This window comes from Marinimicrobium agarilyticum DSM 16975, from assembly GCF_000423345.1.
Taxonomy (GTDB): Bacteria; Pseudomonadota; Gammaproteobacteria; order Pseudomonadales; family Cellvibrionaceae; genus Marinimicrobium; species Marinimicrobium agarilyticum.
In genome coordinates this window covers 103,828-121,782 of the sequence record NZ_AUHU01000006.1, presented here as the reverse complement: position 1 = coordinate 121,782, position 17,955 = coordinate 103,828, and the positions used below count along the sequence as shown (strand labels likewise).

Sequence of the window (17,955 nt, the reverse complement as noted above, 5' to 3'; positions counted from 1 at the left end):
AAATTAACAGGGCAATTGGCCCAATAGCATTAATAGCTATAACCTAAATGCTTGTTATAACGGGCGTTTTCGGCGGATTTTGCGTTTGCGGCGGCGCCCCGGGCGCGCCTGTTGGGCGAGGGCCCAGTCGATGTGTTCCTGCACCAGCGCCGAGACGCTCGAGCGCCGGTTTTCCAGGGCCTGGATGATCTCGGGGCTCGACGGAGCATTCCCCAGGCCGACCGCCAGGTTGCGCAGCCAGCGTTCGTAACCGGCCCGGCGAATGGCGGAGCCCTCGGTGTAGCGCAGGAATTCTTCTTCGGTCCATTGGAAAAGCGTCAACAGGTCCCGACTGTCCAGGCCGTGGCGGGGCTGGAAGTCGTCCTCTCGGGTGTAGTGGGCGTATTTGTTCCAGGGGCAGATGGCCTGGCAGTCATCGCAGCCGAACACCCGGTTGCCCATGGGCTCGCGAAACTCCTCCGGGATCGGGCCGGGGTTTTCGATCGTCAGGTAGGAAATGCAGCGCCGCGCATCCAGCTCGTAGGGTTGGGGAAAGGCGTCCGTGGGGCAGACCTGCAGACAGGCGCTGCAGTCCCCGCAACGGTTGGGCTGTTCCGATTGGTCCACCGGCAGGGGCAAATAGGTAAATAATTCCCCCAGGAAAAACCAACTGCCCGCCTCACTGTTGAGAATCAGCGTGTGCTTGCCGGTCCAGCCCAGTCCGGCCTTGTCGGCGAGGGGGCGTTCCAGCACGGGCGCACTGTCCACAAAGGGACGTTGTTGGCCCTCGCGCAATTCGGGGGGCAGGGCGGCCTCAATGGTCTTGGCGAGTTTGGCGAGGCGCTTGCGGATCAGTTTGTGATAATCGCGTCCGAGGGCGTAGCGGGAAATATAGGCCTTGTTGGGGTCCTTGAGGATTTTGATCTGCTCGGTATCTTCCGGCAGATAGTCCATGCGCACGGAAATCACCCGGATCGTTCCGGGGACCAGTTCTTCCGGCCGGGAGCGTTTGTTGCCGTGGGCTTCAAACCAGTCCATGGCACCGTGATAGCCTTTGGCCAGCCACTCCTTCAGGTGGGCTTCCTCCTCCCGCAGGTCGGTATCGGTAATGCCCACTTGCTGGAAACCCAGCTCCCGTCCCCAGCGTTTGATATCGTCGGCGAGTTGTCGATAATCCACAGGTGGCATAAAGGCCTTGGGCGCAGCGGCGTTTGAGGTATTGTGAGCGGACGGTCCGAAGACGTATCACAGGCATTGTGCGCGCGTTACGATAGTCTTCAAAGTTCGCGTATAATTTTGCCAGAAATAGCGGTATTTATCTTTGAAATTGAGGAATCTATGAAATTGACGTCCGCCGATGCTTCGGGCTTTCCCCGCGACCTGTACACCGCCGAGCAGACCCGGGAGCTTGATCGTCGCGCGGTTGAGGCCGGTACCGCCGGTATTCAATTGATGAAGCGCGCCGGTCGCACCGCCTTTGAGCAACTTCTCAACCATTTCCCCGCGGCCGACCGGGTCACGGTCTACTGTGGTGCCGGCAACAACGCCGGTGACGGCTATGTGGTGGCGGCGCTCGCTGCCCAGCGTCGTTTGTCGGTCAGCGTGATCACCGTGGGCGAGCCCGACAAGCTCAAAGGCGAGGCGGCCCAGGCCCGGGATTATGCCCGTCAGGAAGGGGTTGAGTTCATGCCTCTGGGGGCGGCGCCAAAAGCGGGCGTTATTGTCGATGCGCTGTTGGGGACCGGTGTCAGTGGCGAAGTGCGTCCGCATTACGCCGAGGCGATAGAGCAGATCAATCAGTCGGGGTTGCCCGTGCTCGCTATTGATTTGCCTTCCGGACTGGCGGCCGATAGTGGCGCGGTGCTGGGCGTCGCGGTTCAGGCGACGGTCACCGTCACCTTTATCGGCGTCAAACAGGGGCTCCTGACCGCCCGGGGGGCGGCTTTGTGTGGCGAGCTGGTTTTTGCCCGTCTGGGCGTCTCCGATGCGGTGTATGACGCAGTCCCCTCAAACTGCCGACGGCTCGCCTTGAGTGAGATCTTGCCGACGCTGGGGCGGCGAGCTCCGGATGCCCACAAAGGCGCTTTTGGACACGTCATGGTCATCGGCGGTGATACCGGGTTTGGCGGCGCGGCGATCATGGCGGCCGAAGCGGCCGCCCGGGCCGGTGCCGGGCTGGTCAGCCTGGCCACCCGTCCGGAGCACGTGGCGCCCATGCTGACCCGTCGACCGGAAATCATGGTCTGTGGCGTGACCTCGGGACAAGAACTTGAACCCTGGTTGGCTCGCCCGACGGTGCTGGTGGTGGGGCCGGGGCTGGGGCAGTCTCCCTGGTCCGAGCAGATGTTGCAGCAGGCGCTGCAATCGGGCTTGCCGCTGGTGCTCGATGCCGATGCGCTGAACCTGTTGGCGGCCCATCAGCCTGCCGGCAAGGCACGCGATAACTGGATACTGACGCCCCACCCGGGCGAAGCGGCGCGCTTACTGCAGACCCAGACTGCGGAAGTGCAGCGCGACCGGTTTGCGGCGGTGCATCAGCTTCAACACCGCTACGGCGGTGCCGCCATCCTGAAGGGGGCCGGTTCCCTGGTGTGTTCCGAGCCGGGCCGGACGGGTCTGGTGGCGGCGGGTAATCCGGGCATGGCCTCGGGCGGTATGGGCGATGTGCTTTCCGGCCTGCTGGGCGGTTTGCTGGCCCAGGGGCTGAGCGTGGGCTCCGCCGCGGAGCTGGGCGCCTGCCTGCACGCCGAGGCGGCGGACCTGGCGGTGGGCGACTGGGGTGAACGCAGCCTTCTGGCAACCGACCTGATCCCCGCTTTCTGTCAACTGCTGTCCCTGGAGAGCGAGAATGAGCGCTGAGACAGAGCTCTCTGTATTTCTCGCGAGCGAGGCCGACACCCTGGCGTTGGGCGAGAGCCTGGGGCGGGCGCTCCTTGATGATGGCGAAGAAGGGTTGGTGCTGTTTCTCGAAGGCGATCTGGGCGCAGGGAAAACCACGTTCTGTCGCGGCCTTTTGCGCGGCGCCGGGCATTCAGGTGCCGTTAAGAGCCCCACCTATACCCTGGTTGAGCCCTACGAGCTGGGATCGCTCAGCGTGAACCATTTTGACCTTTATCGCCTGGGGGATCCCGAAGAACTGGAATATATGGGCATTCGGGATTATTTTAGGCCCAGTGACGTCTGTGTCATTGAATGGCCGGAACGGGGCCAGGGCGTCCTTCCGGTACCCGACCTCTTGCTGGTGCTGAGTGTCGAAGCCGGTGGGCGACGGGCGAGACTGCGTGCCGGTACCTCGAGAGGGCAGCGCCGATTGAACCTCTGGACGCTTCCGGACTCTTTGGAGGCGGCCCGCGGCGACGCTGGCGGAAGGCCGTCGGGATCAACCCTAACCGGATTGCAGTGAGGAAGACTTTGAGATCCAGTTTGAGACACAAGTGGCTTCGAGGGTGCCTCGTGCTGATGTGGCTGTTGGGGGCGACCCTGGCTCAAGCCGCCGACGTCGACAGCGTCAGGCTCTGGCGGGCGCCCGATCATACCCGGCTGGTGTTTGACCTGAGCGGCCCGGTCGAGCACAAGCTCTTTACACTCTCTTCGCCGTCACGGGTGGTCGTGGATGTTGCCGACACGCGCCTGAAGGATGATCTGGATAATCTTGCCCTGGAAGATACCCCAATCCGGCGTGTTCGCAGCGCCCACCGTCAGGATGGCACGTTGCGGGTCGTGTTTGACCTCAAAACCTCGGTTCGCCCCAAGAGTTTCCTGCTCAAACGCCACGCGGGCATCAATGACCGGTTGGTGATCGACCTGCACGATGAAGGTAAAAGCCGGGCGGAGACCCTGGCGGACAAGACACCGGCAAAGCCTGCGGGCGAGCGCAATGTCATCATTGCTGTCGATGCGGGGCATGGCGGGGAAGACCCGGGCGCCATCGGCCCCGGCAAGCTCTATGAAAAGAATGTGGTGTTTGATATCAGCAAGCGTCTGGTGCGTCAGCTTAACGATATTCCCGGCTACGAAGCCAAGCTGGTCCGTACGGGGGACTACTATGTGCCCCTGCGCGAGCGGCGCAATATCGCCCGCAAGATGCAGGCCGACCTGTTTGTCTCGGTCCACGCCGACGCTTTTACTCACCCGTCGGCGAACGGCAGTTCGGTGTTTGCCCTCTCCCGCCGCGGCGCCACCAGTGAAACCGCCCGCTTTCTGGCCGAACGGGAAAACGAAGCGGACCTCATCGGCGGTGTCGGCAGCGTCAGCCTGGAAGACAAGGATGAGGTGTTGGCCGGCGTGTTGGTCGACCTGTCCATGACCGCCACGTTGAATTCCAGCCTGACGGTGGGGAAAGACGTACTCTCTTCCATGGGTGACATCTCTCGCCTGCACAAGCCCCAAGTGGAGCAGGCCGGGTTCGCGGTACTGAAGTCGCCGGATGTTCCTTCCATCCTGGTGGAAACGGGGTTCATCTCCAACCCGTCCGAGGCCCGCAAGCTCTCAACAGCGCAGTACCGGGAGCAGATGGCCACCAGCATCGGCAACGGCATACGCAACTATTTCGAGCGCCAGCCTCCGGCGGGGACTTACCTCGCCCGGCATCAGGGCAGCGGCGATTCCCAGAAGTACACCATCAGCCGGGGTGATACCCTGAGCGCCATCGCCCGTCGTCACAATGTCAGTGTGGACGCGATCCGGCGAGAGAACGGCTTGGACAACCACGTCATTCAGGTTGGCCAGGTGTTGAAAATTCCCTCAAGCTAGGGCGGTTGACCGCCCCGACACTCGCCTCCCAAGCGGGAGGCGCAACGCGACTGGAAGTGCATGACTAGAATTCAATTACTCAACCCCCGTCTGGCGAACCAGATTGCCGCCGGTGAGGTGGTCGAACGTCCGTCATCCGTGATCAAGGAGCTGTTGGAAAACAGCCTGGACGCCGGCGCCACACGGGTGGAAATCGAGGTCGAGGACGGCGGCATCAAGCTGATGCGGGTCCGGGACAACGGCAACGGTATTGCCAAAGACGACCTGCCGTTGGCCCTCAGCCGTCACGCCACCAGCAAGATCCGCGAATTGGACGACCTGGAGGCGGTGGCCACCTTGGGGTTTCGGGGCGAGGCGCTGGCCAGTATCAGTTCCGTGGCGCGCCTGGCGTTGACCACCAACACCAGCGATGAAGGCGCTGCCTGGCAGGTGACCGCCGAGGGGCGGGACATGCAGGCCGAGCTCGCCCCAGCGGCCCATCCCAAAGGGACCACCGTGGAAGTGCGGGACCTGTTTTTCAACACCCCCGCCCGGCGCAAGTTTCTGCGCACGGAGAAAACCGAATACAACCACCTGGACGAGGTCATCAAACGCCAGGCCCTGTCCCGATTCGACGTCGGTTTCACTTTGCGCAATAACGGTCGCGCAGTGTACAGCTGGCGGTCCGCCGACACCCAGCTTGAGTGCGAGCGCCGTGTGGCCCAGGTCTGTGGGCCGGCGTTTATGGAGCAGGCGCTGCATATCGATATGGAGCGCTCCGGCCTCCGGCTCTGGGGGTGGGTGGCCCAGCCGAGCTTCAATCGCAGCCAGGCGGACCTTCAGCACTTCTACGTCAACGGCCGGGCCATCCGGGACAAGCTGGTGGGCCATGCCGTGCGCCAGGCTTATCAGGACGTCCTCTACCACGGTCGCCACCCGGCCTTCGTGCTCTACCTGGAAGTGGACCCGGCCACGGTGGATGTGAATGTGCACCCCACCAAGCACGAAGTCCGTTTCCGGGACAACCGGCGGGTGCACGACTTTATTTTCAGTAGCCTGCATCACGCCTTGGCCAAGGTGCGCCCCGGTGACCAGTTTGAGCCGGAAGAGCGCACGGCCGAACCCGCTCTGAGCGGCGTTGCCGCGGGTGAGTTTCAGCAGGCGCCCATGGGGCTGTCCTCCAGCCCGGCGGGCAGCCCTTCGGGCTTCGGCGGCTACCGCCCGCCCGGCTCGGGCGCGCCGGGCAATGTCGCCGAGCAGATGCGCCATTACGGCAGCCTGCATCAGCCCTATGGAGGGCCGGCAGGCACTCCCGCCCAGCCTCAGCCCATGCCGGAATCCGAGGACGGGGAAGTGCCGCCCCTGGGCTTTGCCGTCGCGCAACTGAAGGGCATTTATATTCTGGCGGAGAATGCCCAGGGCTTGATCATTGTGGATATGCACGCGGCCCACGAGCGGATCACCTACGAGCGGATGAAAACCGCTTACGCTCAGGGCGCCATTCAGACCCAGCCGCTGTTGGTGCCGGAGAGCATTGCGGTCAGCCAGAAGGAGGCGGACTGCGCGGAGCAGAACGCCGAGACCTTTACGCAGTTGGGTTTTGAAGTTCAGCGCGCCGGCCCCGAGAGTCTGCTGGTGCGCCAGGTGCCGGCGCTGCTCAATCGCGCCCCGGTGGCGCAGTTGGTGCGGGATGTGTTGTCGGATTTGATCGAATACGGCAGCAGTGAGCGGATTCAGCAGCGGATGAATGAGTTGTTGTCGACCATGGCCTGTCACGGTTCGGTGCGTGCCAACCGGCGGCTGACGATTCCGGAGATGAATGCGCTGCTGCGGGATATGGAGGCCACCGAGCGCAGCGGCCAGTGCAACCACGGCCGCCCGACCTGGGCTCTGCAGTCGTTGGATGAGCTCGATAAGTTGTTTATGCGAGGGCAGTAGTTTCTGGGGGAGTATTTGTCACGTCCGGTCTGGGGCGGGGTATATCGTTTCTAGACCCGCCGTGAACCCATCCATGGGGGCTTCTCATCGGCATCCATGCCTCAGAGAGTCTAGAAACGATATACCCCGCCCCAGACCTCAGTGCCACATTGTCCCTTTGGTGGTTCATCCCCCTCCGACGTATCGAGTAAGCGTAGGGTAGGTAAGCGAAGCGCCACCTACCATAACAAGTCCGTGAGCTTGGCTGGTGGAGGGTGTCGTACCAATCGTCTTCTGCGTGGCTGTTGGACTTTTTTGCCGGATGCGCTTGGCGCTTATCCGGCCTACGAAAAGGTAAAATTTGGCACTGAGGGTCGGAGAGGGCGTACCCCCTCGGGACTCTCTGACGCCTACACGGATGTAGGTGCTAGAGCGACGCAGGAGCCAAAGCCGCGGCATGGATGCCGATGAGAAGCCCCCAGGGATGGGTTTACGGCGTGTCCGGGGAGGATGCACCCCGAAGCGGCCCGAACCCTCTACGAAGTCACCAAACCACAGTGAATCCAATGACCAACCGCCAGAAAGTGATATTCCTGATGGGCCCCACCGCCTCCGGCAAAACTGCCCTGGCGGTCGAGCTGCGCAAACACCTTCCGGCTGAGCTCATCAGCGTCGACTCCACCCTCGTCTACAAAGGCATGGATATCGGCACCGCCAAGCCCGGCCCCGACGAACTGGCCCAGGCTCCGCACCGGCTCATCGACATCCGGGACCCCGCCGACCCCTACTCCGCCGCCGACTTCTGTGTCGACGCCGAGCGCGAAATCGCCGATATCCACGCCGCCGCCCGTATTCCGCTGTTGGTCGGTGGCACCATGCTCTATTACAAAGCCCTGCTTGACGGTCTCGCGCCTATGCCCGAGGCCGATCCGGCTATTCGGGCCGAGATCGAAGCTCAGGCGGCCGAGCGGGGTTGGCCCTCCATTCATGCCCAGCTAGCGGAGGTCGACCCGGACACCGCCGCCGAGATCCATCCCAACCACTCTCAGCGAGTCTCCCGCGCCCTCGAAGTTTACCGGGCCAGCGGCAAAACCATGACCGAACTGCGCCGTATCCAGCAGGCCGAGGCCGGCCCGGCCTTTACCGAACGGTTCGATGTCATCCAAATTGCCATCGCCCCCCGTGATCGGCGGGTGCTCCACCAGCGTATTGCTCTACGATTTGACCAGATGCTGGAACAGGGACTGATCGACGAGGTCAAAGGACTCCGAGCGCGCGGTGATCTTCACCCGGCGCTTCCCGCGATACGGGCGGTGGGCTACCGGCAGGTTTGGGCCTATCTGGACGGGCTGGAAGGTAAAGGCCCCGCCATGAGTGAGGAAGAGCTGAGGGAGAAGGGAATTATCGCGACACGACAGCTGGCCAAGCGGCAGATCACCTGGCTGCGGGGCTGGCCCTTGCTCAGGTGGGTTCACACGCAAAGCGAATCAGGGGAAAACTTGAACTTGCAAGAAATTGTAAAGAATACCTTGAATTATATAGGTACTGAGACCATATAATAGCAGTGTGAGAATCCTAGTCAGTTTTTCATGTTCTTGTGGCCGCCCCCTTTGCCGAAACACGGGAAAGACTTAGGCGGGTAAATTTCTATCTCGATAAGGAGAATAACCATGTCAAAAGGGCATAGTTTACAAGACCCTTACCTGAACGTCCTGCGTAAAGAGCGGGTGCCTGTGTCCATTTATCTGGTCAACGGCATCAAGCTACAGGGTCAGGTTGAATCTTTTGATCAGTTTGTGGTTTTGTTGAAGAACACCGTCAGCCAGATGGTGTACAAGCATGCTATTTCCACGGTCGTACCGTCTCGTGCTGTTCGTGTGCCTCTGCTGAACCCAGCGGAAGGTGAGGGCGAGGAAACGCCGGCCGAGTAATTCTGCCGCTGAGGTAACTACTTGTTTTTTGATCGTCCCGATTCCGGTGAGCTGGCGGTGCTGGTTCACCTGGAACTCTCCCACGGCCAAGCGCCGGAAGATCCCCGAGAATTTGAAGAACTCGTCCTGTCGGCAGGCGGCGACCCCATTGCCCTTATTGGTGGGCAGCGGGCCGCACCCCATGCCAAGTACTTTGTCGGCACCGGCAAGCTCGAAGAGCTGCAGGCGGTGGTCAAGGAACACGAGGCGCAGCTGGTCATCTTCAACCACACTCTTTCCCCGAGCCAGGAGCGCAACCTTGAGCGTGCCCTTGAGTGCCGGGTGCTCGATCGCACCGGCCTGATTCTGGATATATTCGCTCAGCGTGCCCGCACCTTTGAGGGTAAGTTGCAGGTCGAGTTGGCCCAGCTTCGGCATATGTCGACCCGCCTCGTGCGGGGCTGGACGCACCTGGAGCGCCAGAAGGGTGGTATCGGCCTTCGTGGCCCGGGTGAAACCCAATTGGAAACAGACCGCCGCCTGTTGCGCGGTCGTATTACCGCCATTGAGAAACGGCTGTCCAAAGTCCGCACTCAGCGCGATCAGGGCCGGCGGTCCCGTCAACGGGCGGATATCCCCACGGTCTCCCTGGTGGGTTACACCAACGCCGGCAAGTCCACGCTTTTCAACCGGATCACCGACGCCGACGTCTACGTGGAAAACCAGCTGTTTGCCACCCTGGACCCGACCATGAGGCGGCTCGAAGTGCCCGATGTAGGGGCATTGATCCTCGCCGATACGGTGGGGTTCATCAGTCATCTTCCCCACAAATTGGTTCAGGCCTTCCGGGCGACCCTGGAGGAGGCGAGCAACTCCAGCCTGTTGCTACATGTCATTGACGCCGCCGCCGAGGAGCGTATTCACAATATTGACCAGGTGGACGAAGTGTTGGGTGAGATTGGCGCCTCTGAGCTACCCCAGTTGCGGGTATTCAACAAGATTGATCTTCTCGGGATGGAACCCCGTATCGAACGGGACGACCATGGTAAGCCCGTGGCAGTCTGGCTCTCCGCCCAGACCGGAGAGGGCATTGAGCTGCTCATGGAGGCCATTTCAGGTGCTCTCGGGCGGGAAATGGTGGCCGGGCGCCTTCGCCTGAAGCCCGAACAGGGGCGTTTGCGTGCCCGCCTTTATCAGCAACAGGCGGTGGCGGAAGAGGCTAACCGCGATGATGGCACCACCGAGTTACAGGTGCGTATGCCCAAGGCCGACCTGATGCGGATTTTGAGCGCCGAGGATCTGACCTACGACCAGCTCGATTGGATCGATAGCGGGCGCTCTGGTCGAATTGCCTGTTAGAGCGGGCACGGCTTTTGATAGAATCCCTCAACTAGCGGCCGGATTGGGCTGCGACGATTTCTGATGCCGGGCTCTCGGCCCGGCTTTTCACTTTTATTGACGGAGACAGAATATGGCCTGGAATGAACCGGGAGGCGGGGGCAAGGACCCCTGGGGCGGCGGCAGTGGCGGTCCGCCCGACTTGGATGAGGCCTGGAAAAAATTCCGGGATCGCCTGAACGGTCTCTTCGGCGGCTCCGGCAGCGGTGGCGACAATAACGGTGGTGGTGGCTTTGGCAGTGCTCTCCCGCTGATCGGTATCGTATTGGTGGTGGCGGCGGCTATTTACTTTGTGCTGGGCTTCTATGTCGTGGACGCCAAAGAACGGGCTGTTGTGCTACGGCTGGGTGCCTTTCAGGGTATTAAGGATGCCGGCCTCCAGTGGGATCCGCCGTTGTTGTCCGACGTTTTCTTGGTCAATGTTACCGAAGAGCGGCAGTACGCCACACAGGGCCTTATGTTGACTGAAGACGAAAGCATCGTCGAGCTGCCGATTACAGTGCAGTACAACGTCGGCGATGTCCGTGATTTCGTGCTTAACGTCAAGAACCCTGAAGTGAGCTTGAGGCACGCGGCTGACAGCGCTCTGCGTCATGTGGTGGGGTCGAGTGAACTTCAGCAGGTTTTGTCCGGTGGGCGAGCTGAGATTGCACGGCAAGTAAAGGATCGACTGCAAAATTATCTGGATAGCTACATGGCGGGGATTGTCGTGCGCGATGTCAACATTCAGGAGGGGCGCCCCCCCGAAGAGGTTCGGGACGCGTTTGATGATGTGATTAAAGCCAAGGAGGATCAGGAACGGCTCAAGAGCGAAGCCCAGGCTTATGCCAATGGCGTTATCCCGCAGGCGCGAGGTGAGGCTCAGCGGATGATGGAAGAGGCTCAGGGTTATCGCGATCAGGTTATCGCGCGGGCTCAGGGTCAGTCGCGTCGCTTCGAGCTGCTGCTGGAAGAGTATGAACAGGCCCCGAAAGTGACTCGTGAGCGCCTGTATATTGAAGCTGTGGAAGAAGTGTTGACCGAGTCGAGTAAAGTCATGGTGGATGTCGAAGGCGGCAATAACATGATGTATTTGCCCCTGGATCGTCTGATGAAACAGTCTTCCGGTGGCAGCGGCTCGCGGAGTGGGGCCACGAGTGTTCAAATGCCCGCCCCATCGCCCGAGGAGCTGAGGCAGTCTGCTGAGCGTCTACGCGACACGTCCAGGGGCAATTCTGGCGCGCCAATGAGGGAGACTCGCTGATGTCATCAAATAAAGTTCTGGTCTGGATTATCGCGGCGAGTGTCGCCGCTCTGGTAGTTTTCAACACTTTTTACATCGTTAAAGAATATGAGCGGGCGGTGGTATTGCGGTTTGGGGCGCTGGTAGAGACCGATGTGCCTCCCGGCCTGCATGTAAAAATTCCCTTCGCTGATAAAGTGCGCACCTTTGACGGCCGAACCCTGACGACCGACGCCCGGCCGGAAAGCTTCTACACGGTCGAAAACAAGCGGTTGATCGTAGACTCCTACGCGAAGTGGCGAATCCAGGATGTCGCCAAGTACTACAAAGCGACCGGTGGTCAGGAAATCGTGGCGGACAATCGGCTCTCTACCCGAATTGCGGATGGACTGCGCAACCAGGTGGGTCGTCGTACCCTGCACGAAGTGGTTTCCGGGGAACGTGACGCCTTGATGAGTGAAATCACCTCTGATCTCAATAGCGCCGTGCAGGAGTCGCTGGGGGTCGAAGTGATTGATGTTCGCGTTAAGCGTATTGATCTGCCGGACGATGTCAGTGAGTCGGTGTTTGACCGCATGGCCGCCGAGCGGGAAGAAGAGGCTCGTGAGTACCGGGCTACCGGGCGTGAGCAGGCCGAAGTCATTCGAGCCAGTGCGGATCGGGAGGTCACGGTGATTCTTGCCAACGCCTACCGCGATGCCGAGAAGGTCCGAGGTGAGGGGGATGCCAAAGCGACCAATATTTATGCCCAGGTCTTCAGTCGCAACCCTGAGTTCTATACGTTTCTGCGCAGTCTGGAAGCGTACCGGAGCGCCTTCGGGCAGCAGGATGACCTGTTGGTGGTGGACCCGAGCAGCGATTTCTTTCGTTACTTGAAAAACTCCGAGGGCCGAAAATAACCAGAGAGCGGGCACCATTTGCCCGTAAAAAGTGCTAAAATCCTGCCGCCGGGCGCGACTAGCGCCCGGTTTTTTGTGTCCGGATTGGTTAATGAGAGGCCGCCATGTGGGACGATCTCGCGCGCGCCTTCTGCCTGATGCTGGTCATCGAAGGCATTATTCCGTTTTTATACCCTCAGCGCTGGCGCCAACTGGTGGCGAGCCTGGCGCTGGTGAATGACCGCCGGCTGCGGATGATGGGGCTGGTGAGTATGCTGATTGGCGCGGGCCTGTTGCTCGTCCTGCGCTGACTGGCCCAATGCGCTGAATCCAACAACTGTTCGAGTCTGTTATGACCTATGCTGACCGCTGGCTTCTGCCCGACGGTGTTGAGGAAATTCTGCCCGCCGAGGCGGAAGCCGTAGAACGAATGCGTCGTCGCCTTGTGGATCTGTACCAGACCTGGGGCTACGACCTGGTCATTCCGCCCCTGCTGGAATTTACCGATTCCCTGCTCATCGGTCTGGGGCGCGACGTCGACCTGTTGACCTTCAAAGTCACCGACCAGCTCACCGGTCGTACCCTGGGCATCCGGGCCGACATCACGCCCCAGACCGCCCGAATGGACGCCCACAGTCTGGATCGGCAGGGAGCCAACCGGCTCTGCTATGCTGGCCACGTGGTGCACGCCCGCCCCAAAAACCCCCTCGCGACCCGCACACCGATTCAGGCCGGGGTGGAATTTTATGGCGAGCCCGGCAGCCGCGCGGATACCGAAGTGGTGTCGCTGCTGCTCGAATCGCTCAAGCTGGCCGGGTTGTGCAAGCAGCATATCGACCTGGGTCATGTGGGTATCTACCGGGCTCTGGCCGAAGCCGCCGAGCTGAGTCAGGAGCAGGAAGACAGTTTCTTCGACTTGTTGCAACGCAAGGCGGTAACGGAAATTCGCGCCTGGGTCCGGGTCAACCTCAAAGATTCACCGCTGGCGCCGGTCTTCCTCGAGCTGCCCTCACTGGCGGGGGATCGATCCGTGCTTACGCGGGCCCGGGAGTGTTTCGCTCACTGTCCCGCCGATGTGCGTGAGGCCATTGATCAGCTTGAGCAGGTGGCTGCGGTGATCGAGGCACGCTACCCCGACGCCGAACTCTATTTTGATCTGGGCGAGCTGCGCGGCTATCACTATCTGACAGGTCTGGTGTTTGCCGCTTTCGCGCCGGGTTACGGCAACCCCATCGCCAGCGGCGGTCGTTACGATCATATCGGCGAGGTATTTGGTCGCTCTCGTCCTGCGACGGGCTTCGCCGTGGATATTACCGCGTTGAACAAGTTGGGTCTGATCAAAGCCACACCCGCTTCGGCGGTCTGGGCCTCTGAGAGCGGCTCTGCCGATCAGTGGCAGGCTATTCAGGCCCTGCGAGCCAGTGGGGAGAGGGTAGTCTGCGGCGCGCAGTCCGAGCCGCCTCAGGAGGCGGGCTGCGACCGCCAACTGGTTCTGAAGGATGGACAGTATCGGGTCATTCCTCTGGCCTGAACCGGCCGGGGAGCACATTTCATCAAGTTACAAAACGAGTTGCACAAACATGGGTAAGAACGTCGTAATTCTGGGCACCCAGTGGGGTGACGAGGGCAAGGGTAAAATCGTCGACCTGCTGACCGACCAGGTGTCGCTGGTGGCCCGCTTCCAGGGTGGCCACAATGCGGGCCACACTCTGGTGATCGACGGTAAGAAAACGGTCTTGCACCTGATTCCCTCCGGTGTTTTGCGCGCCGGTGTCACCTGCCTGATCGGCAACGGGGTGGTGCTCTCCCCCGAGGCCCTGTTCAAAGAGATCGCCGAGCTGGAAGCCAAGGATGTTCCGGTACGCGAGCGCCTGCGCCTGTCCCCGGCCTGCCCGTTGATCCTCCCGTACCATATCGCGCTGGATCAGGCCCGGGAAACGGCCCGTGGCAACGCCAAAATCGGCACCACCGGCCGCGGTATCGGACCGGCCTACGAAGACAAAGTAGCCCGCCGCGGATTGCGCCTGGGCGACCTGCTGCATATGGACCGCTTTGCGATCAAGCTCAAAGAGGTGATGGAGTATCACAACTTCATGCTGAAGCAGTATTACGGCGTCGATGCGGTGGATTACCAGCAGGTGCTCGATACCTGCAAAGCCTGGGCGGAAGAGCTGCGCCCGATGATTGCCGATGTGACCGCGCTGCTGCACGATGCTCGTGAGCGCGGTGAAGGCATTCTGTTCGAGGGGGCTCAGGGCTCGCTGCTGGATATTGATCACGGCACCTACCCGTTTGTGACTTCCTCCAACACCACTGCTGGCGGCACGGCCACCGGTTCCGGTTTCGGCCCCATGTATCTCGATTACGTGCTGGGTATTACCAAGGCTTACACCACCCGCGTGGGCTCAGGTCCATTCCCGACCGAGTTGGACTGCAATGTCGGCCAATACTTGGGGGAGAAGGGTCATGAGTTCGGCGCGACCACCGGCCGTAAGCGTCGCTGCGGCTGGTTTGATGCGGTGGCGCTGCACCATGTGAACCGCATCAACAGTGTCACGGGTCTGTGTCTGACCAAGCTGGACGTGCTCGACGGACTGGAGACGGTCAACATCTGTGTGGATTATCAGGATGAAGATGGCCGTTCAGTTGGTATTCCGTTCGATGCGGAAGGTTGGGATGCCATCAAACCGGTGTATGAAACGTTGCCGGGCTGGAAAGAGTCCACAGTCGGTGCCAAATCTCTGGATGAGCTGCCGGAAAACGCCCGCGCCTATATCCGCCGCCTGGAAGAGATCCTGAAAACCCCGGTCGACATCATCTCCACCGGTCCGGATCGCATCGAAACCATCGTCCTGCGGCATCCGTTTTCGGCTTAATTGCTTGGGGGGTTGCCACTGAAGGGGGGATTTACCTCGGAGGACTCGGTGTCAGGCAGCTTCTTTCGGAACCCTCACTTCAGGGATGAAGTGAGGGAGCTCCAGGGATGGATTTATCGCGTTTCCGAAAGAAGCTGCCTGATATCGAGGCCGGACTCTCTGGAGGGGGCACTTCATGGAGAGCGCGTTGAGAAAGCCTACTTATTCTGCTCCTTCATGATCGCCCGCTTCTGGCGATTCCAATCGCGCGCCTTCTCCGTCTCGCGCTTATCATGCTCCTGCTTACCCTTACCCAGCGCGACCTTGCACTTTACCAAGTGCTTCTTCCAATACAGCGTCGTTGCCACCACCGTATAACCCTTCTGCTCCGCCGCCTGCTGGAACTTCGCAATCTCCTTACGCTTCATCAACAGCTTGCGCGTGCGCGTCGGATCCGTCACATAATGCGTGGACACCGTCGGCAGCGGGGTAATGTGCGCTCCCAGCAACCAAGCCTCGCCATTTTTAAACAGCACATACGAATCCGTCAGCTGCACCTTGCCCTGGCGCAGGCTCTTTACCTCCCAACCTTGCAGCGAAAGACCCGCCTCCAGATCATCCTGCAGGGCGAAATCAAACTTCGCCTTCTTGTTCTGAGCGATCGTATTGCTGTTGGATTTGTTGCCCTTCTTCTTGCTCATGAAAATGATCAACCTTGCTCGGCGCGTGAGTGTGCGGCAGGCATTATAAAGGCTCGAAGGGCTTCCTGTCTGCCCGGGTGAGAGGAGGAACCCTGCACAATCAGTGCAATTGCCGTTACAATGCCGCTTTTGTGCCTGCTATTTGTGCTCCTTGGCAACCTTCAGGGAGCAGGGCATGCAAACGCCGGAAACGCGGAGTCTTGCCGTGGAACGCATAAAACAACACGCCATCTGGGGGCACAAAGGGACCTTTGTGCTGGCCGCCACCGGTTCGGCGGTGGGGCTCGGCAACATCTGGAAGTTTCCCTACATCACCGGCGAAAACGGTGGGGGCGCTTTTGTGCTCATGTATCTGGTCTTTATCGCCCTGATCGGCGTGCCGGTGATGATTGCGGAAGTGCTTATCGGGCGCCACGGTCGCGCCAACCCGGTGGGCGCCGTCAGCAAGATGGCACGCCAGAGCCGGGTCTCTCCGCTCTGGAGCGCCATCGGTTGGAGTGGCGTGATTGCCGCCTTTCTGATTCTGTCGTTCTACAGCGTCGTGGCGGGCTGGGCGCTCGACTATATGAGTACCGCTATACAGGGCGGTTTCACCGGTTGGAATGGAGACTCCGCCAGCACCGCCTTCGATGAGCTGCTGGCCGACCCATTGCGGTTGATGTTGTGGCAGACCCTTTTTATCGGCATGACCGTTCTGGTGGTGGTGTTTGGTGTGACGAAAGGCCTGGAGACCGCTGTCCGGGTATTGATGCCGCTTCTGTTTCTGCTGCTGCTAATGCTCTTGGTCTATGCCGCTGTCGCCGGCGATTTTATGCGCGGCCTGCAGTTCATGTTCAGCTTCAATCCGGCGGACCTTTCCTGGAAGGCCGCCTCCGTGGCATTGGGGCACGCCTTCTTTACGTTGAGCCTCGCCATGGGGGCAATCATGGCGTATGGCTCCTATATGCCCGGTAAAACCTCGATTGGCAAAATGGTCCTGACCGTCGCGGCGCTGGATACGTTGGTGGCACTGGTGGCTGGCTTGGCCATGTTTCCTATCGTGTTTGCCACCCCCGGTATTTCGCCCGGGGAGGGACCAGGGCTGATGTTTATCAGTCTGCCAGTGGCGTTTGGCAATATGCCCGCCGGCGTCCTGTTCGGGGCGGCCTTTTTCATCCTGGTGACACTGGCGGCCTGGAGTTCGACGATTTCCCTGTTGGAGCCCTGTGTCGCCTATGTGACCGAGCGTTTCGGCGTGGGGCGGGTTAAGGCCAATATGGTGATTGCCGCCCTCGCCTGGCTGCTGGGGATTGGCTCGGTCCTATCGTTTAACCGTTGGGCCGAGTTCAGTGGCCTGTTCGGCATGAATATTTTTGATTTCCTGGATTTCTTTACGCAGCGGGTGATGTTGCCGCTCGGCGGGTTGCTGATGGCCCTGTTCGTGGGCTGGGTCGCCAAGCGCGAGCTGCTTCGTCACGAGCTGCGCCAGGAAAGTGACGGCCAGTTCAGGCTGTGGTTGGCGCTGTTGAAATATGTGTGTCCACCGGCGCTGCTGGTGATCCTCCTGGCCGGCATCCTGGCTTAAACCTACGGGGAGAGTGTTCTTGACTCATCGTGTAAAACGAAGCGCTCTGGTTCAATACAGCGCGCAACAAATGTTTGATCTGGTGAACGATATTGAGGCCTATCCTCAGTACATGAGCGACTGTGTCAGCGCCGAGGTCCTGCGCCGTGGCGAGGGCTGGCTGGAAGCCAAGCTTGAGTTGCAGAAGGCCGGCATCCGCCAGAGCTTTGTCACCCGCAATGAATTGCGCCCCCCCGGCGAAATGACATTGAGCCTGGTGGACGGCCCGTTTTCCCGGCTGGAGGGCAAATGGAGTTTTGACTCCATCGCAGACGGCTGTAGAGTGACGCTCGAGCTTGAGTTCGCCATGCAGAACCGCTTGTTAAGCATGGCGGCAGGGAAATTTTTTGAAGCGGCGGCGAGCCAACAGGTAGATGCCCTGTGCGATCGTGCTCGCCAGGTTTACGGTACGTGAGGGTGACAGATGTCAGACGGTGATTTGATAACGGTGGAAGTGGCCTTCGCGTTGCCGGACAAGCAGAGGATCATCGAAGTGCTGGTGGAGCCGGGCACCACGGCGTTTCAGGCGGCCGAGCGTTCCGGAATCATCAAGGTCTTTCCAGAAATTGATCTGGAATCGGCCAAGATGGGGATTTTTGGGCAGACGCTCGGGACCAAAGGTCTGAAACCACCGAAGGAGCACGAGCTGCAGCCTGGGGACCGGGTGGAGATCTATCGCCCGCTGATCGCCGATCCGAAAGAAGCGAGGCGCAAGCGGGCTCAGAAGAAAAAGGAAGACGACAGCTAAGGCGGCCCGGTTT

At 60.5% G+C, this 17,955-nt stretch carries 17 protein-coding genes; 15 read left to right on the top strand and 2 right to left on the bottom strand.

What is annotated here, in order from left to right:
• Positions 1-54: 54 nt before the first annotated feature.
• Entirely contained in the window at positions 55-1,167 is a 1,113-nt protein-coding gene (gene queG / locus G547_RS0107745) for a tRNA epoxyqueuosine(34) reductase QueG (protein WP_027329363.1), read from the bottom strand.
• A gap of 150 nt (positions 1,168-1,317) precedes the next feature.
• Here queG and G547_RS0107740 point away from each other — a divergent pair, with 150 nt between their 5' ends.
• The 12 genes from G547_RS0107740 (at position 1,318) to G547_RS0107685 (ending at position 14,911) form a co-directional block, all read left to right on the top strand.
• Positions 1,318-2,838, top strand: coding sequence for a bifunctional ADP-dependent NAD(P)H-hydrate dehydratase/NAD(P)H-hydrate epimerase (locus tag G547_RS0107740; RefSeq protein ID WP_051235040.1), 1,521 nt, complete (start codon positions 1,318-1,320; stop codon positions 2,836-2,838).
• The gene (gene tsaE / locus G547_RS20590; RefSeq protein ID WP_051235038.1) at positions 2,828-3,382 is read left to right on the top strand and encodes a tRNA (adenosine(37)-N6)-threonylcarbamoyltransferase complex ATPase subunit type 1 TsaE; all 555 of its coding nucleotides are present in this window, start codon (positions 2,828-2,830) and stop codon (positions 3,380-3,382) included. The genes G547_RS0107740 and tsaE overlap by 11 nt, the downstream gene beginning before the upstream one ends.
• Before the next feature lie 56 nt (positions 3,383-3,438).
• Positions 3,439-4,731, top strand: a complete 1,293-nt coding sequence (locus G547_RS0107730; RefSeq protein ID WP_084645773.1) for an N-acetylmuramoyl-L-alanine amidase — start codon at positions 3,439-3,441, stop codon at positions 4,729-4,731.
• Between the two features lie 60 nt (positions 4,732-4,791).
• On the top strand, positions 4,792-6,648 hold the full coding sequence (mutL, locus tag G547_RS0107725; protein WP_027329360.1) for a DNA mismatch repair endonuclease MutL: 1,857 nt from the start codon (positions 4,792-4,794) through the stop codon (positions 6,646-6,648).
• A gap of 545 nt (positions 6,649-7,193) precedes the next feature.
• A complete protein-coding gene (gene miaA, locus G547_RS0107720; protein ID WP_027329359.1) occupies positions 7,194-8,186 on the top strand; it encodes a tRNA (adenosine(37)-N6)-dimethylallyltransferase MiaA in 993 nt (330 codons plus the stop codon).
• 111 nt (positions 8,187-8,297) lie between these two features.
• Positions 8,298-8,558, top strand: coding sequence for an RNA chaperone Hfq (gene hfq / locus G547_RS0107715; protein ID WP_027329358.1), 261 nt, complete (start codon positions 8,298-8,300; stop codon positions 8,556-8,558).
• A gap of 21 nt (positions 8,559-8,579) precedes the next feature.
• Positions 8,580-9,896, top strand: a complete 1,317-nt coding sequence (gene hflX, locus G547_RS0107710) for a ribosome rescue GTPase HflX (RefSeq protein ID WP_027329357.1) — start codon at positions 8,580-8,582, stop codon at positions 9,894-9,896.
• Between the two features lie 112 nt (positions 9,897-10,008).
• Entirely contained in the window at positions 10,009-11,178 is a 1,170-nt protein-coding gene (gene hflK, locus G547_RS0107705; protein WP_027329356.1) for an FtsH protease activity modulator HflK, read from the top strand.
• The gene (hflC, locus tag G547_RS0107700; protein ID WP_036187651.1) at positions 11,178-12,056 is read left to right on the top strand and encodes a protease modulator HflC; all 879 of its coding nucleotides are present in this window, start codon (positions 11,178-11,180) and stop codon (positions 12,054-12,056) included. Before hflK ends, hflC begins: the two co-directional genes overlap by 1 nt.
• Positions 12,057-12,160: 104 nt before the next feature.
• Entirely contained in the window at positions 12,161-12,346 is a 186-nt protein-coding gene (locus tag G547_RS0107695) for a DUF2065 domain-containing protein (RefSeq protein ID WP_027329354.1), read from the top strand.
• Between the two features lie 41 nt (positions 12,347-12,387).
• Positions 12,388-13,566, top strand: coding sequence for an ATP phosphoribosyltransferase regulatory subunit (locus tag G547_RS0107690; RefSeq protein WP_027329353.1), 1,179 nt, complete (start codon positions 12,388-12,390; stop codon positions 13,564-13,566).
• Positions 13,567-13,615: 49 nt separating this feature from the next.
• The gene (locus tag G547_RS0107685) at positions 13,616-14,911 is read left to right on the top strand and encodes an adenylosuccinate synthase (RefSeq protein WP_027329352.1); all 1,296 of its coding nucleotides are present in this window, start codon (positions 13,616-13,618) and stop codon (positions 14,909-14,911) included.
• Between the two features lie 197 nt (positions 14,912-15,108).
• Here G547_RS0107685 and smpB read toward each other — a convergent pair whose 3' ends face one another.
• Positions 15,109-15,591 (bottom strand): SsrA-binding protein SmpB, encoded by a 483-nt coding sequence (gene smpB / locus G547_RS0107680; protein ID WP_027329351.1) that lies wholly within the window; start codon positions 15,589-15,591, stop codon positions 15,109-15,111.
• 205 nt (positions 15,592-15,796) lie between these two features.
• On the opposite strand from smpB, the gene G547_RS0107675 reads away from it, so the two are divergent.
• The 3 genes from G547_RS0107675 to G547_RS0107665 are packed head-to-tail and all read left to right on the top strand — an operon-like array spanning position 15,797 to position 17,942.
• On the top strand, positions 15,797-17,155 hold the full coding sequence (locus G547_RS0107675; protein WP_211224525.1) for a sodium-dependent transporter: 1,359 nt from the start codon (positions 15,797-15,799) through the stop codon (positions 17,153-17,155).
• Between the two features lie 19 nt (positions 17,156-17,174).
• The gene (locus G547_RS0107670) at positions 17,175-17,609 is read left to right on the top strand and encodes a type II toxin-antitoxin system RatA family toxin (protein WP_027329349.1); all 435 of its coding nucleotides are present in this window, start codon (positions 17,175-17,177) and stop codon (positions 17,607-17,609) included.
• 9 nt (positions 17,610-17,618) lie between these two features.
• Positions 17,619-17,942, top strand: coding sequence for an RnfH family protein (locus tag G547_RS0107665; RefSeq protein WP_027329348.1), 324 nt, complete (start codon positions 17,619-17,621; stop codon positions 17,940-17,942).
• The last annotated feature ends 13 nt before the right edge of the window (positions 17,943-17,955 follow it).